Origin of the sequence: Mesorhizobium sp. B2-4-12 (genome assembly GCF_006441575.1) — a bacterium.
Taxonomy (GTDB): Bacteria; Pseudomonadota; Alphaproteobacteria; order Rhizobiales; family Rhizobiaceae; genus Mesorhizobium.
Window position 1 is genome coordinate 1 of sequence record NZ_VFVC01000057.1, and the last position, 14,210, is coordinate 14,210.

The window sequence follows — 14,210 nt, forward strand, 5'->3', positions numbered from 1 at the left end:
GCAGAACTTGTCCCATAACGCATCCTTCCAGTCGGAAGAAAATATCGCACCATTAAAGCTCGGGATCAAACACCTAGCCTCTTGCTCACGATCCCAGCGCCGTCTCGACGAGCCGCTTGGCGTCAGGCCCCGACCATTCGGCCGGACCGTTCATGTGGGCGATCAGGCAGCCTTCGCCGTCGATCAGCATGGTGACCGGAAGGCCGAGCGCCAGGCCGCGCGCCTTGAGGTCGTTGAAAAGCGTCATGGTCGAATCCCGATAGTAGCCGAGCGTCTCGACACCGGTTTCCTTGAGGAACTTCTTCGGCTTCACATCGTCGCCGGCATCGACATTGACGGCGACGACCTGAAAGGCGTCGCTGCCTTTCTCCTTCTGCAACGCGTCGAGCGCGGGCATTTCTGCACGGCACGGCGCGCACCACGTGGCCCAGAGGTTGAGCAGCACCGTCTTGCCGGCGTGGTCGGCGATGGTCATCGGCTTGCCGTCCGGGCCGTTGAAGGCCAGGCGCCTCATCGATTGCGGCGGATCGGCGGGCAACAGGGCGGCGACCTCGCCGGTGGCCGCAGCCGCGACCTTCTTGGCGCGGTCACTCTTGGCGGCGCAGGCGACGTCGTCGCTGCTGCCGGCGACCGCCGCTTGCGGCGCGGCGTTGTTGCCAGACCGGCTCTCGCTGACATATACCGCGACCGCGCCGGCCAGCACTCCCGCCACCAGGGCGGCGAGGATCAGGCGCGGGGCCGGGAAAAATCTGTTTCCGTCTGCCATTTTTCTCAAACTGCTCCGAAGCACGGGTTTATAGCGATGAGCGACAAGAAGACCAGCAACCAGATGTGGGGCGGACGATTTGCCTCGGGTCCGGCCGCGATCATGGAAGCGATCAACGCGTCGATCTCGTTCGACCGCAAGCTCTACGCGCAGGACATCAGAGGCTCGATCGCTCATAGCGAGATGCTGGCGCAGACGGGCATTATTTCGGCGGCCGATCAAGAAAAAATCGCTCACGGGCTGAACACGATTCTGAAAGAGATCGAGGCTGGCAGCTTCGAGTTCTCGACCAAGCTGGAAGACATCCACATGAATGTCGAGGCTCGCCTCGCCGACCTGATCGGTCCGGCTGCCGGCCGGCTGCACACCGCGCGCTCGCGCAACGATCAGGTGGCCGTGGATCTGAGGCTCTGGGTCAAGGACGAGTGTTTTCGCGTCGCCGAAGCGCTGAAAGGATTGATCAGGGCATTGCTGGAGCGGGCCGAGGAGCATGCGGCGACCGTGATGCCGGGCTTCACCCACATGCAGGCGGCCCAGCCGGTGACGTTCGGGCATCACTGCATGGCCTATGTCGAGATGTTTTCGCGCGATCTGTCGCGCGTACGCGACGCCATCGAACGGATGGATGAAAGCCCGCTGGGTGCCGCCGCCCTTGCCGGCACCAGCTTCCCGATCGACCGCCACCAGACCGCCAGGGCGCTTGGCTTCCGCGAGCCGATGCGCAATTCGCTGGACAGCGTTTCCGACCGCGATTTCGCGCTGGAATTCTTAAGCCTGGCGGCGATCTGCGCCACGCATCTGTCGCGGCTGGCCGAAGAGATCATCATCTGGTCGACGCCGCAGTTCGGCTTCATCAGGCTGTCGGATAGTTTCTCCACCGGCTCCTCGATCATGCCGCAGAAGAAGAATCCCGACGCCGCCGAACTGGTGCGCGGCAAGACCGGACGTGTCAACGGCCATCTGGTCGGCCTGCTGACGGTGATGAAGGGCATGCCTTTGACCTATGGCAAGGACATGCAGGAAGACAAGGAATCGGTGTTCGACGCAGCCGAGACGCTCGACCTGATGCTGGCGGCCATGACCGGCATGGTCTCGGACATGACGGTCAACGCAGCGGCGATGAAGAAGGCCGCCGGCTCCGGCCACGCGACCGCCACCGACCTTGCCGACTGGCTGGTGCGCACGCTCGGCCTGCCCTTCCGCGAGGCGCATCATGTCACCGGCCGCGCCGTGGCGCTCGCCGAAGAGAAGAAGGTGAGCTTGGAGAAGCTGTCGCTGGAGGACCTGCGGTCGATCAACTCCGGCATCACATCCGACATTTTCTCGGTGCTGGCAGTGCAGAACTCGGTCAAGAGCCGCACCAGTTTCGGCGGCACGGCGCCGTCGGAGGTGAGGAAGCAGATCCGCGCCTGGAAAAAGCGCATCGCCAAGGCGTGATGCCGGATATTGCGACGAGCAATATCCCGATATTGCGATCGCAATATCCGGGGTGCAATGCGCTGAGAACTCGGCTAAAAGCGGCGGCTGGCAAACGTTTCGGACGGATGGATCGATGACCGGAAGCAGGATTTTGGTGACGCTGACGCTTCTGGCGGCTCTTGCCTCCGTGACCGCCTGCGGCCGCAAGGCCGGTCTCGACACGCCTTACGAGGCGGCCGTCCAGGCGCGCAAGGATGCCGAGAGAGCCAAACAGCCCCTGCCGCCGGAGCCGGAAAAACCGGTCCGGGACAAGAAGTTCATTCTCGATCCGCTGATCTAGAGCCGACGGGATCGGGTCAGGTCTTCCCAACCCGATGTCGTCGTGCCCCAACTTTCCGGAACCACTCTCGTGAACCATTTCGACTACCGCGACGGCGTGCTCCATGCCGAGGACGTGGCAATCCCTGACATCGCCGCCCAGGTCGGCACGCCATTCTACTGCTATTCCACGGCCACTTTGACCAGGCACTACCGGGTGTTCGCCCAGGCCTTTGCCGGGCTCGACGCGCTTGTCTGCTACGCCATGAAAGCCAACTCCAACCAGGCCGTGCTGCGGACCCTGGCCAAGCTCGGCGCGGGCGCCGACGTGGTCTCGGAAGGCGAGTTGCGCCGGGCGCTGGCCGCGGGCATTCCGGCTGGCAAGATCCTGTTCTCGGGCGTCGGCAAGACCGCGCGCGAAATGGATCTCGCCCTCGAAGCCGGTATCCTTTGCTTCAACGTCGAGTCGGAACCCGAGCTCGAATTGCTGTCGGCCCGCGCTACGGCACTCGGAAAGGTGGCGCCGGTTTCGCTGCGCATCAATCCCGATGTCGACGCCAGGACCCACAAGAAGATCTCCACCGGCAAGGCCGAGAACAAGTTCGGCATTGCGTGGCAGCGGGCGCGGCAGGTCTATGCGCGCGCGGCAACGCTTCCGGGCATCAAGGTCACCGGCATCGACACCCATATCGGCAGCCAGATCACCGAATTGCAGCCCTTCGACGACGCCTTCGCCCTGCTGGTCGACCTGGTCGGCGCGTTGCGCGCCGATGGCCATGCCATCGAGCATGTCGACCTCGGTGGCGGCCTCGGCATTCCCTATCGCGTCGACAACAGCCCGCCGCCTTTGCCCGACGCTTATGCCCAGATCGTCAGGAAGCACGTCACCAAGCTCGGATTGAAGATGATGTTCGAGCCGGGCCGGCTGATCGTTGGCAATGCCGGCATCCTCGTCTCGGAAGTGATCTTCGTGAAGGAAGGCGACGCGAAGAACTTCCTCGTCGTCGACGCCGCCATGAACGACCTGATCCGGCCGACGCTCTACGATGCCTTCCACGACATCAGGCCGGTCGTACAGCCGCCGGCCGACACGCCCCGCATGATGGTCGACGTGGTCGGTCAGGTCTGCGAGACCGGTGACTATCTCGGCCTCGACCGCGATCTGCCCAGGCTGAAGGCCGGCGATCTCGTCGCCGTGTCCACCGCCGGCGCTTACGGCGCCGTGCAGGCCGGCACTTACAACACCCGCCTGCTGGTACCGGAGGTGCTGGTCGACGGCGACCGTTTCCACGTCGTACGCCCGCGCCTGACCTATGACGACCTGATCGGGCTGGATTCGGTCCCCGACTGGCTGAAGTAGCCGGCCCGCCAAGAGAAACGTCAAGGGAGAACCCATGCCAGACAGCACCGTCACACGCGAGCGCATTGCCGCGATGGAACCGCGCATCCGTCCCTATATCAGGCACACGCCGGTGCTGCGCGTCGACATGGCCGATTTCGATCGCCCGCCCTTGGCGATCGACCTCAAGCTGGAATGCCTGCAGCATTCCGGTTCGTTCAAGGCGCGCGGCGCCTTCACCAACCTGCTGGAAAGACCCGTTCCCAAGGCCGGCGTCGTCGCCGCATCGGGCGGCAACCATGGCGCGGCGGTCGCCTACGCCGCCATGCGGCTCGGACACAAGGCGACCATCTTCATTCCCGAAGTGAGCCCGCAAGCCAAGCTGGAGCGTATTCGCGGCTATGGCGCCGACCTGGTGGTTGGCGGCGCCCGCTATGCCGAGGCGCTGGCCGCCAGCGAACGCTTCGCCGAGGACACCGGCGCCTTGCAGATCCATGCCTTCAACCAGGAGGAAACGCTGATCGGTCAGGGCACGCTCGGGCTCGAGATCGAGGATGACCTGCCTGAGATCGACACGTTGCTGGTCGCCGTCGGCGGTGGCGGCCTGATCGGCGGCATCGCCGCCTGGTATGCCGGCCGCATCCGCATCGTCGCCGTCGAGCCCGAGGGCGCGCCGACGCTTCATCGCGCCTTCGAGGCTGGCCATCCCGTCGACGCGCCCGCGGAAGGCATCGCCGCCGATTCCCTGGCGCCCAAGCGCGTCGGCGAAATGATGTTCCCGATCGCCGAAGCCTTCGTCGAGCGCTCCATCCTGGTCAGCGACGACGACATCATCGCCGCGCAGAAGGCGCTGTGGAACCGGGCGCGCATCATTTCCGAACCGGGAGGTGCCGCCGCCTTCGCCGCGATCCTGTCCGGCCGCTACAAGCCCGCGTCAGGCGAACGCATCGCCGTTCTGGTCTGTGGCGCCAACGCAAACCCCGCCAATTTCTGATTGCAACCATTTCGGCCGGGTTCACGTTTTTTCAAACTGCCTCGCCTTTGCCGTGTTTGCTGGTATTCTTCGAGTTGTGAGGCTTGGGCTATCGTGCCCGGTCCCACGGCATGATCCCGAAAAGAGGACTCCGGTTCGACAACAGATCATGTTTAATGAGATAGAGCCCCATTCCGGTTCATTCGGAAGGGAACGCTCTTGGAAGGGCCGATGACGGAACGACCCATCTTCAGCAGCGATCGCGGACTGGCCGGACGCCTGGCCTTGAGCCGGCTGGCGACGCGGATCTCGATGGTGGTCGAGCGCGGTTGGCCACTGCTGCTTCCGCTGGTCATTGTCGCCTGCCTGTTCCTCACTGCCTCCTGGTTCGGCATTTTCTCCCGGCTGCCGGATGCGGTACGCATCGGCCTTGTCGCCGCATTCGGCCTGGCAGTGCTTGCCGCACTCTATCCGCTGCGTTTCTTCCGCATGCCCGCCGCGACCGAGATCGACCGCCGCATCGAGGCGGCCAACAAGCTGCTGCACAGCCCCGTTCTGACGCAGGCCGACCGGCCAAGCGGCCGGGAAAGCAGCTTCTCGCAGGCGCTGTGGCGCGAGCACCAGAAGCGCATGGCCGCAAGGCTCGACAGCCTCGGCGCCGACGTGCCGCGCACGCGGGTGCCGGAGCGCGACCCCTGGGCGCTGCGCGCTATAGCCGCACTTTTGCTCGTCACCGCCTTTGCCTTCTCGTTCGGGCCGATGGGTGGCCGAATAGGCGACGGGTTCAGCGCCCGTGGCATGCACGACGCGGTGCCGCCGCGCATCGACGCCTGGGTGACGCCGCCGGCCTATACAGGCAAGCCGCCGATCTTCCTGACCGCCGACGCCAACCAGGCGACGCCGACGTTTCATGTCCCCGAGGGTAGCGACGTGTCCTTGCGCGTCACCGGTGGCTCGGGCGAGGAAGCGCTTGCCTATGCCGACAAGGATGGCAGCGCGCGCAGCATCGATCCGGCCAGCCCTCAGGCCGCCTCGGCCAAGCCGGCCGCGGGCCCGGCGGTGCCGTCAAAGGTGCGCCAGTTCACAGGCAAGCTGACGAGCGACGGCACGCTCACGCTGAAATCGGGCGAGGACGAACTCGGCCGCTGGGCCTTCGCCGTGATCCCTGACAAGCCGCCGCAGATCCGCTTCGTCGGCGAGCCCAAGCGTGCCGCCAATGGCGCTTTCGAGCTCAACTACCAGATCGACGACGACTATGGCGCCGCCACCGCCAAGGCGGTCTTCGCGCTGGCCGATCCGCAAGCGCCGGGTGCGCATCCGCTCTATGGCCCACCCGATATGCCGCTGACGCTGCCGCGCCGCGGCGGCAAGTCGAATGCCGCCAGGACCACGAAGGACCTGACCGAGCATGTCTGGGCCGGCAGCAGCATCAAGCTGACGCTGGTCGCCACGGACGACGCCGGACACACCGCGTCCAGCGAGACCAAGACGCTGATGATGCCCGAGCGGCCGTTCGCCAACCCGTTGGCGCGGGCGGTGATCGAACAGCGCCGCCTGCTGGCGCTCGACGCCAATTCCAAGCCACACGTGCTCGACCTGATGGATGCCATTACGCTGCGGCCGGAAGACACGTTCGACAACATGTCCCACTATCTCGCCATAATGAGCGCGCGCAGCCGGCTGAAGCTGGCCGGGAACGACGATCAGCTGCGCAGCGAGGTCGCCTATCTCTGGGAAATCGCGCTTGGCATCGAGGAGGGCAACCTCTCGGCCGCCGAAAAGCGGCTGCGCCAGGCGCAACAGGCGCTGCAGGACGCCATCAAGAACGGCGCCAGCGACCAGGAAATCGAGAAGGCGATGAAGGAACTGCGCGAGGCGATGAACCAGTTCCTGCAGGAATTCGCCGAACGCGCCAAGCAGAACCCGAACGCACCGCAAATGCAGCAGAACGGCCAGGAGCTGCGCCAGAGCGACATCGACCGCATGATGGACCAGATCGAGAACCTGGCGAAGTCGGGCGATCGCGACAAGGCGCAGCAATTGCTGTCGCAGTTGCAGGACATGATGAACAATCTCCAGGCCGGCCGTCAGCAGCAGGGCGGCGAGCAGGACAGCCAGATGCGCCAGCAGATGGACAAGCTTGGCGAGATCCTGCGGCGCCAGCAGGAGATGATGAACGATACTTTCCGCATGGACCAGATGCAGCGTGGCGAGCGCCAGCGCGGGCAGAACCCCGACGAGCAGCTTGGACAAGGCAGTGGCGAGAATCAGGACAGGCAGGGTCTGGGCCAGAACCAGGATCCGCGCGCCAGGCAAAAGCCGATGACGCCGCAGGAATTCGCCGATGCGCTGAAGCAGCTGCAGGAGGGCCAGGGGCAGCTGAAAAGCGATCTCGAGCAGTTGAAGAAGGGCCTCGAAGGCATGGGCATGGAGCCCAATGAAGGATTTGGCGAGGCCGGTAAATCCATGGGCAGCGCCGAGCAGGCGCTCGGCGAAGGGCAGGGCGATGAGGCCGTCGGTCATCAGGGCCGGGCGCTCGAGGCGCTGCGCAAGGGCGCCAAGGACATGATGAAGCAGATGCAGGCCATGCAGGGCGACCAGGGCGGCAGCCAGGAAGGCGGCCGCCAGCAGAATGCCGACCGCGATCCGCTCGGCCGGCCACGCGCCAGCCAAGGCCCCGATTTCGGCGATTCGGTGAAAGTGCCCGACGAGATCGACGTCCAACGCGCGCGCCAGATCTTGGAAGCGATCCGCAAGCGGCTCGGCAATGCGCTGAGCCCCGATATCGAGCGCAGCTATCTCGAACGGCTACTGGAGCTGAAATAGGGCGATACCAGAAAAAGTGTGAGCCGTTTTCCGTCCGGAATTGCGTCAGAAACGCGAAGTGGTCGCCGGTCCATTCGGCAACCGGCTGCATTTCCATCAAGACGTATCCTGAAGCGGAAGAAGCCGTCAGCGGCTGTCGAGCATTCCGGCCGCCTGCGCCATCTCATATTCCCTTCGCGAATAGCGCTGGAATGCCGGACGGGCGGCAAGACGATCCATATAGGCTCGGAAGACCCGATGCTCGGGCAGCACGCGCAGCACGTTTGTCGCAAAATAGACGCCACTGCCGATTTGCGTGTCTGCCGCCGTAAATTTGTCGCCGGCGATATACGGCCGCGACGAAAGCGTCTTCTCCAGATTGGCAACCATCTCGGAGAAGGACCCGTAGGAATAGCGGCTGCCCATGAATTCTTTGCCATGTGCCTTGGCGGCCACCACTGGATCTAAGACGGAATCCGAATAGACCAGCCAGGTCAGATAAGTGGCCCGCGCACGATCGCCGATGGCGGGCGCGAGGCCGGCTTCGGCGAAGGTATCGGCGAGATAGATGGTTATCGCGGCGCGTTCGGTGATGATGGTGCCGTCGTGGTCGATGGCCGGCACCTTCTTGTTCGGCTGGATTGCCCGGTAGGATTCAGGAACGCCCTCTTTCGCACGGATGTCGACGCGCGAGAATTCGAACGGCACACCGAGTTCCTCGAGCAGCCAATGGACGCCGGAGGCACGTGACCAGGGATTGTGGTAGAAGATGATCATTCATCATTCTCCAGTTGGCGACGGGCCTTTCTATCATGCGGCTCCTGACAGCTTTCCGTCAGGACGGACAACAGAGGACGCGAAGCGGCGGCGATCAGCCGAAGCATTCAGACGCCTTGCCTGAACGCTTCCCGGATCGCCTCTTGCATGCCGTCGATCGCCTCGCCGGATGCGTTCGGGTTGCGATGCATCACCACATTCGAGGAATCGATGGCGCCGAACCCATCGACGGATGACAACTCACGGCAGCCGTCCGGAATGTTGCTGCGCGAAATCGGCGCGATCGCCAACCCCGAGGTGACGGCAAGCTTCAGCCCGCCATTGGTGTCGCTCATATAGGCGACGCGGTAGGCAAGGCCGCGCTGCTCCAGCGATTTGATGGCGAAATCCTTGCACCAGCCTGCCCGGTTGTAGAGGGCGATCGGCACCGGACGTTCTTCATGCATGTGATGCAGGTTCGAGGTCACCCAGACGGTCGGATCGTGCATCAGCACCTCGCCGCCGGACGGATCCTGCCATTCGAACACCACGCACAGATCGAGTTCACCGGCGGCGAGCGCCGCGATCTGTGCCCCCGAATGCGCGTAGCGAACGGTAACCTCGACCTGGGCGTGGCGTTTCGAAAACGCGCCGAGCGCGCGTGACAAGATGGCGAGGCCATATTCCTCGGGAATGCCGATGCGCACCGGCCCGCCCAGCGGCGCCGCGGTGATCGATGCCGCTGTCTCGTCGAGCAGCGAGACGATGCGGCGGGCATTGACGATGAGTTCGCCGCCCCGCCGCGTCAGCACGACGCCACGTGAACCGCGCTCGAACAGGCTGTCGCCGACCAGTCCTTCAAGCTTTTTCATCTGCATCGACACGGCCGACTGGGTGCGGCCCGCCTGCTCCGCCGCCTTGGTGAAATTGCCGGTCTCGGCAATGGCCACGAAGGTGCGCAGGAGATCGCTGTCGAGGGTCGGCCGCATGGAAATCCGCCATAAGAAAACTTGATTGCTGGCATCATTCCAATTCGTTTGCAACATGTCAAACGCCGAACGATAGTCGCCAGACCCATTGGATATGCGGCTGCGAAATCAGCCGTGGACCAATCAAAGAGTCCTCACTCGTGCCCGCTACCCGAAACGGTGGCGGGTTCTTTTTGATCCGAAGTCGGACGCTTCGGGTCGTACGCGCAGGAGCCTGAACGCAGATGCACAATAGGATGGTGCGCGGCATCCTGAGCCTGTGTCTGGGTGTGCTGGTCTTCTCGCTGCAGGACCCGCTGGTCAAATCCGTGTCGAGCGGTTATCCGGTGACCGAGGTGATGGCGATCCGTTCCGTCATCGCCTTGCCGATCCTGATCGTTCTCGTCCACGCCGATGTCGGCCTGCGGGCGATCCTGTCGAAACGGTTCGGCCTGCTGACGGTGCGTGCCTTCATCCAGTTCACCTCCTACACGGTGTACTATCTGGCCATCGCCGCCCTGCCGCTGGCCGACGCCGTTGCGCTCTATTTCATGGCGCCGCTGTTCATCATGGCGCTGGCCGGACCCTATCTTGGCGAGCGCGTCTCCTGGCAGACGCTGGCGACCGTACTGATCGGGCTGCTCGGTGTTGTCGTGATGGTGCGGCCCGGCGCCGGGCTGTTCGACGGGGCAGCGCTGTTGTCGTTGGGCTCGGCGGCGCTCTACGGCTTCTCGCAGCTGATGACGCGCAAGATCGGCGACACCGAATCGTCCACCGTCATGGCCTTCTATCAGAACGGCGCTTATCTGGTCGGCGCCGCCGCGGTCGCCGCCACGTTTCACCTTGCCGGCGTAACCCACGCCGTTCACCCGAGCCTGGAGTTTCTGGTGCGGCCGTGGATATGGCCGACGCTGCCGGATTTCCTCAAGATGGCCTCCTGCGGTTTCGTCGCCTCGGCCGGCATGATCCTCTTATCGCAGGGCTACCGGCTGGCGCCGGCCAACCGCGTTGCCACCTTCGAATACACCGGCATCCTGTGGTCGCCGCTCTGGGGTTTTCTGTTCTTCGCCGAAGTGCCGCGGCCGACCACCGTGATCGGTGCCGCTCTCATCATCGGCGCCGGCCTGCTGGCGCTCAACGCAGGGCGGCGCCGGAGCACGGCGCCGGCGCTCGCCGCCACCGATCCAGCCTGATCAGGCGAAGCAGATCAGCGCCTTATCCACGCGTGAACGGATCTCGGCCAGTGTGAACGGCTTCTGCACGACATCGAGGATGATGCCGTTCAGTTCCTCGGCGCGCTCGCGCTGGTCGGCATAGCCGGTCATCAGCATGATCTTCATCGCCGGAAAAAGAGCGGCCGCCGCGATTGCCATCTCAATACCGTCCATCTCCGGCATACGGATATCGGAAACGACGAGGTCGTAACCGCCATTCGCGGCCCGGATCAGCGAAAGGCCTTGCGCGCCATCCGCGGCGATATCGATTGTGTGGCCGGCGCGTTCGAGCGCGCGGGCTGCGAGGGTGCGGACGGACTCATCGTCCTCGACGATCAGAAGCTTTGCCATGGCCGGCATATTTGGCGGGCAAAAGTTGACTTTTCCTGAACCGGAAACGCAGCAGCCGCGAAATCCATCACCGCCGCATCGAACAATTACCACGACGATTTTTGAGCACGCCTACAGGTTCGCGATAATGCTCCCACAAATCCTAAGCATCGCCTTTCACAACACCGACGAACGGCAGTTCGCGAAAGGCGTGGGCGACGTCCATGCCGTAGCCGACGACGAAATAATCGGGGCAGTCGAAGCCGACATAATCGGCATTGAGCGCGGTCTGGCGGCGCATGCGCTTGTCGAGCAGCACCGCTATGGAACAACTCCTGGCGCCACGCGACAGCATCAGGTCGCGCGTGAAGGTCAGCGTCTTGCCCGATTCCAGAATGTCGTCGATCAACAGCACGTCGCGGCCGGCAACCTCGTTGTCGATGTCGCGCAGCACCCTCACCTCGCCACTGGTGGTGCCGGCGCCGTAACTGGAAATGAAGATGAATTCGACCTCGGGCGACAGGCCGACATCGTGCATGGCGCGGATCAGGTCGGCCGCGAAGACGAACGAGCCTTTCAGCACCGAGATCACCAGCAGATCATGGTAATCGTGCTCGGCGATCTCCTTGGCGAGCTCGAGATTGCGCCGCGCGATCGCCGATGCCGAAAACAGGACTTCGATGTCCTTGTTGCGTACGATGGGCATTGATGGCCTTCCCGATGATCGCCTACTCGGCGAAAGTGACCAAAACGGTTCTTACGCCGTTCTTAGGCACGTCGAGCCGGCTGGCAAAGCCGAATCTTTCGCCCGAGGCCAGCGCGTGGCCGGATGTCCCCAACGTATAGCGGGTTGTGCGCCCGTCATTGCCCGTCACCCGGATTTCGAGCGGCGGCAGGGTCGCCGGGCCCGTGCCGTCATTGGCGGCCTCGCCATCGACGAACAGCACAGGATTCGCGCCGGAGGCGTCGACGCGCGAGATGACGCCTGAAATGGTCAATGCCGAAGCTTGCACGCCGGTCAGTAACGGCGCCTGGCGCACCAACGCATGTCCGCCGGAGATCCAGAAGGCGGCAAGGGCGGCGCCGATGCCGACGATCCAGAAGATCGGTCCGCCGCGCGACGCCGGCGGCCGCTCCGCCGGCGCCTCTGGCTTACGCAGCATATCCATGCCCTCTACGGGCGGCGTGACAATCGGGCGCGGCTGCGGTGGTTTGGCTTGCGTGGCCGCGGCTGTCCGCGGCATCACGACATAATCGGCATCGACGATATCGGGCGCCGGACCGCGCCAGATTCGGTGCGCCACGGCAATTGCCGGCGGATCGGTCATGATTTCGCCGGAAACCGGGCGCGCGGTTCGCTCGTCAGCCGTCATGGCCCAGTATTGCACCTGTTCGCTTTTCGTTTCTTTTGCGTAAACACAAATGGTTAACGTTTCACCACCGGAACCCTCGTGACGCGCCGAAAGAGCATAGAAATTAACCGCCGGTTAACCACGCCGGCCGATGGTCTTTTCCCAGAACGGGCCGGCTCGCCGCCGGCAGAGCCGGATGATTTCAGGTTGAATCGACGTGAAATTCGAATCCGGCTCTAAATCAAAGAGGTGGAGCATGATGTCGTCCGAAAGCCGCTTCACACTTTTCGGCACCATGCTCTAGGAATTTCAGGTCGTCGAAATTGATTCGCTTCGAAAATGTCGGCCTCCGCTATGGCATGGGTCCGGAAATCCTCCGCGACATTTCCCTGCACATACCGGAGCGCTCCTTCCAGTTCCTGAGCGGCCCTTCGGGCGCCGGCAAGACGACGTTGCTGCGCCTGCTCTTCATGTCGCTGAAACCGACGCGCGGCCTGATCACCATCTTCGGCAAGGACCGCTCGCGCATCTCGCGCACCGAATTGCCGCATCTCAGGCGCCGCATTGGCGTGGTGTTCCAGGATTTTCGCCTGCTCGACCACATGACGACTTATGAGAATGTCGCGCTGCCGCTGCGCGTGCGCGGTCGCGAGGAAACGAGCTACCGCACCGATGTCACCGAGCTGTTGAAATGGGTTGGGCTGGGCGAGCGCATGCACGTGCTGCCGCCGGTCCTTTCGGGCGGCGAGAAGCAGCGCGCCGCGATCGCCCGCGCCCTGATCGAACAGCCCGAGATCCTGCTGGCGGACGAGCCGACCGGCAATGTCGATCCGCCCTTGGCGCGGCGCCTGCTCAGGCTGTTTATCGAGCTCAATCGTCTCGGCACCGCCGTGGTCATCGCCACGCACGATCTTGGCCTGATGGAACAGGTCGACGCACGCCGCATGATCCTGGCCGGTGGAAGGCTGGACATCTATGACTGAGCTGTCCGTCGAACACCTGGAAGACCGTGACGCCGAGTTGGCCGAGGCAAGGCCGCGCGCCCAGCGCCGGATGGCGCCGATCGTGCCGGCGCAGAACATCGCCGGCCGTGCGCTGGTCCTGGTTATCGCCATCATGACCTTCCTGTCCTGCCTGACATTCGGCGCTGTGACGCTGGTGCGCGACACCGCTTCGGTCTGGGAGAACCAGATCTCGCGCGAGGCGACAATCCAGATCAAACCGGTCGATGGCCTCGACATGGAAGCAGCGCTTGCCCAGGCTTCGCGGATCGCCGGCGAATTCCCCGGCGTGCAGTCGACAAAGATCATCGACCGCGAAGCCACGGCAAGGCTTCTCGAACCGTGGCTGGGTTCGGGCCTCAACATCGACGACCTGCCAGTGCCGCGCCTGATCATCGTCACCATCGACGAGAACAGCCCACCCGACTTCGCCGCCATGCGCGCCGCGATCGCCCCGAAGCTGCCGAGCGCATCGCTCGACGATCACCGCACCTGGGTCGACCGGCTGGTGGCCATGGCCCGCACCACGGTGACCATCGGCATCGCCGTGCTGGTCTTGATGCTGTCGGCGACCGTGCTGACCGTGGTGTTCGCAACCCGGGGCGCCATGGCCGGCAATGGTCACATCATCGAGGTGCTGCATTTCGTCGGTGCCGAGGCGCGGTTCATCGCGCGCGAATTCCGCCGGCATTTCCTGGTCACCGGCATGAGGGGCGCAGCCGCCGGCGGCGCGGCGGCGGTGCTGGTATTCATCGTCTTTTCCTGGTGGTCGTCGCGCAACATGGCGACGCCCCAAGCCGATCAGGCAACCGCCCTGTTCGGCAATTTCGCCATCGGCTCGGCAGGCTATCTCGGAGTGGTCATGATGGTGCTGGTGATCGGCGCGCTGACGGCGGCGACCTCGCATGTCACCGTCGTAGCCTATCTCAGCGACATCGACGTTCGCCAACCCGATGCATGAAAAAGGGG

14 protein-coding genes are annotated in these 14,210 nt (G+C 64.0%); 8 read left to right on the top strand and 6 right to left on the bottom strand.

The window, feature by feature from the left end; genetic code table 11:
- Nucleotides 1-85 precede the first annotated feature (85 nt).
- Nucleotides 86-766: a TlpA disulfide reductase family protein gene (locus tag FJ934_RS24915; RefSeq protein ID WP_140613077.1), complete on the bottom strand. Its 681-nt coding sequence runs from the start codon at nt 764-766 to the stop codon at nt 86-88.
- 36 nt (nt 767-802) lie between these two features.
- On the opposite strand from FJ934_RS24915, the gene argH reads away from it, so the two are divergent.
- From argH to FJ934_RS24940, 5 genes are all read left to right on the top strand, one after another.
- Nucleotides 803-2,203 (top strand): argininosuccinate lyase, encoded by a 1,401-nt coding sequence (argH, locus tag FJ934_RS24920; protein WP_140613078.1) that lies wholly within the window; start codon nt 803-805, stop codon nt 2,201-2,203.
- Nucleotides 2,204-2,318: 115 nt separating this feature from the next.
- The gene (locus tag FJ934_RS24925; RefSeq protein ID WP_140613079.1) at nt 2,319-2,525 is read left to right on the top strand and encodes a lipoprotein; all 207 of its coding nucleotides are present in this window, start codon (nt 2,319-2,321) and stop codon (nt 2,523-2,525) included.
- Nucleotides 2,526-2,594: 69 nt separating this feature from the next.
- Nucleotides 2,595-3,863 carry a diaminopimelate decarboxylase gene (lysA, locus tag FJ934_RS24930; RefSeq protein ID WP_140613080.1) on the top strand — a complete coding sequence of 423 codons (1,269 nt, stop codon included), beginning with the start codon at nt 2,595-2,597 and terminating at the stop codon, nt 3,861-3,863.
- 34 nt (nt 3,864-3,897) lie between these two features.
- Complete coding sequence (locus FJ934_RS24935; RefSeq protein WP_140613081.1) at nt 3,898-4,836, top strand: threonine/serine dehydratase; 939 nt, start codon at nt 3,898-3,900, stop codon at nt 4,834-4,836.
- Nucleotides 4,837-5,046: 210 nt separating this feature from the next.
- Nucleotides 5,047-7,641 carry a TIGR02302 family protein gene (locus FJ934_RS24940; RefSeq protein ID WP_140613082.1) on the top strand — a complete coding sequence of 865 codons (2,595 nt, stop codon included), beginning with the start codon at nt 5,047-5,049 and terminating at the stop codon, nt 7,639-7,641.
- Between the two features lie 126 nt (nt 7,642-7,767).
- On the opposite strand, the gene FJ934_RS24945 is transcribed toward FJ934_RS24940, so the two are convergent.
- Nucleotides 7,768-8,397 carry a glutathione S-transferase family protein gene (locus tag FJ934_RS24945; RefSeq protein WP_140613083.1) on the bottom strand — a complete coding sequence of 210 codons (630 nt, stop codon included), beginning with the start codon at nt 8,395-8,397 and terminating at the stop codon, nt 7,768-7,770.
- A gap of 107 nt (nt 8,398-8,504) precedes the next feature.
- Nucleotides 8,505-9,365 (bottom strand): LysR substrate-binding domain-containing protein, encoded by an 861-nt coding sequence (locus tag FJ934_RS24950; protein ID WP_140613084.1) that lies wholly within the window; start codon nt 9,363-9,365, stop codon nt 8,505-8,507.
- 224 nt (nt 9,366-9,589) lie between these two features.
- On the opposite strand from FJ934_RS24950, the gene FJ934_RS24955 reads away from it, so the two are divergent.
- Nucleotides 9,590-10,537 (top strand): DMT family transporter, encoded by a 948-nt coding sequence (locus tag FJ934_RS24955; RefSeq protein WP_140613085.1) that lies wholly within the window; start codon nt 9,590-9,592, stop codon nt 10,535-10,537.
- Here the strand turns inward: FJ934_RS24955 and FJ934_RS24960 are convergent, their stop codons facing one another.
- The 3 genes from FJ934_RS24960 to FJ934_RS24970 form a co-directional block, all read right to left on the bottom strand.
- Nucleotides 10,538-10,909, bottom strand: coding sequence for a response regulator (locus FJ934_RS24960; RefSeq protein ID WP_181165763.1), 372 nt, complete (start codon nt 10,907-10,909; stop codon nt 10,538-10,540).
- 142 nt (nt 10,910-11,051) lie between these two features.
- Nucleotides 11,052-11,594: a hypoxanthine phosphoribosyltransferase gene (gene hpt / locus FJ934_RS24965; protein ID WP_140613087.1), complete on the bottom strand. Its 543-nt coding sequence runs from the start codon at nt 11,592-11,594 to the stop codon at nt 11,052-11,054.
- 22 nt (nt 11,595-11,616) lie between these two features.
- Entirely contained in the window at nt 11,617-12,261 is a 645-nt protein-coding gene (locus tag FJ934_RS24970) for a hypothetical protein (RefSeq protein ID WP_140613088.1), read from the bottom strand.
- Nucleotides 12,262-12,563: 302 nt separating this feature from the next.
- Here FJ934_RS24970 and ftsE point away from each other — a divergent pair, with 302 nt between their 5' ends.
- Nucleotides 12,564-13,223 (top strand): cell division ATP-binding protein FtsE, encoded by a 660-nt coding sequence (gene ftsE, locus FJ934_RS24975; RefSeq protein WP_027054078.1) that lies wholly within the window; start codon nt 12,564-12,566, stop codon nt 13,221-13,223.
- A complete protein-coding gene (locus FJ934_RS24980; RefSeq protein WP_140613089.1) occupies nt 13,216-14,202 on the top strand; it encodes an ABC transporter permease in 987 nt (328 codons plus the stop codon). The genes ftsE and FJ934_RS24980 overlap by 8 nt, the downstream gene beginning before the upstream one ends.
- The last annotated feature ends 8 nt before the right edge of the window (nt 14,203-14,210 follow it).

What these genes read in the sequence shown, in the direction of transcription:
- FJ934_RS24915 (WP_140613077.1), bottom strand. Translation starts at nt 766, where the DNA reads ATGGCAGACGGAAACAGATTTTTCCCGGCCCCGCGCCTGATCCTCGCC.
- argH (WP_140613078.1), top strand. Translation starts at nt 803, where the DNA reads ATGAGCGACAAGAAGACCAGCAACCAGATGTGGGGCGGACGATTTGCC.
- FJ934_RS24925 (WP_140613079.1), top strand. Translation starts at nt 2,319, where the DNA reads ATGACCGGAAGCAGGATTTTGGTGACGCTGACGCTTCTGGCGGCTCTT.
- FJ934_RS24935 (WP_140613081.1), top strand. Translation starts at nt 3,898, where the DNA reads ATGCCAGACAGCACCGTCACACGCGAGCGCATTGCCGCGATGGAACCG.
- FJ934_RS24940 (WP_140613082.1), top strand. Translation starts at nt 5,047, where the DNA reads ATGACGGAACGACCCATCTTCAGCAGCGATCGCGGACTGGCCGGACGC.
- FJ934_RS24945 (WP_140613083.1), bottom strand. Translation starts at nt 8,397, where the DNA reads ATGATCATCTTCTACCACAATCCCTGGTCACGTGCCTCCGGCGTCCAT.
- FJ934_RS24950 (WP_140613084.1), bottom strand. Translation starts at nt 9,365, where the DNA reads ATGCGGCCGACCCTCGACAGCGATCTCCTGCGCACCTTCGTGGCCATT.
- FJ934_RS24955 (WP_140613085.1), top strand. Translation starts at nt 9,590, where the DNA reads ATGCACAATAGGATGGTGCGCGGCATCCTGAGCCTGTGTCTGGGTGTG.
- FJ934_RS24960 (WP_181165763.1), bottom strand. Translation starts at nt 10,909, where the DNA reads ATGGCAAAGCTTCTGATCGTCGAGGACGATGAGTCCGTCCGCACCCTC.
- hpt (WP_140613087.1), bottom strand. Translation starts at nt 11,594, where the DNA reads ATGCCCATCGTACGCAACAAGGACATCGAAGTCCTGTTTTCGGCATCG.
- FJ934_RS24970 (WP_140613088.1), bottom strand. Translation starts at nt 12,261, where the DNA reads ATGACGGCTGACGAGCGAACCGCGCGCCCGGTTTCCGGCGAAATCATG.
- FJ934_RS24980 (WP_140613089.1), top strand. Translation starts at nt 13,216, where the DNA reads ATGACTGAGCTGTCCGTCGAACACCTGGAAGACCGTGACGCCGAGTTG.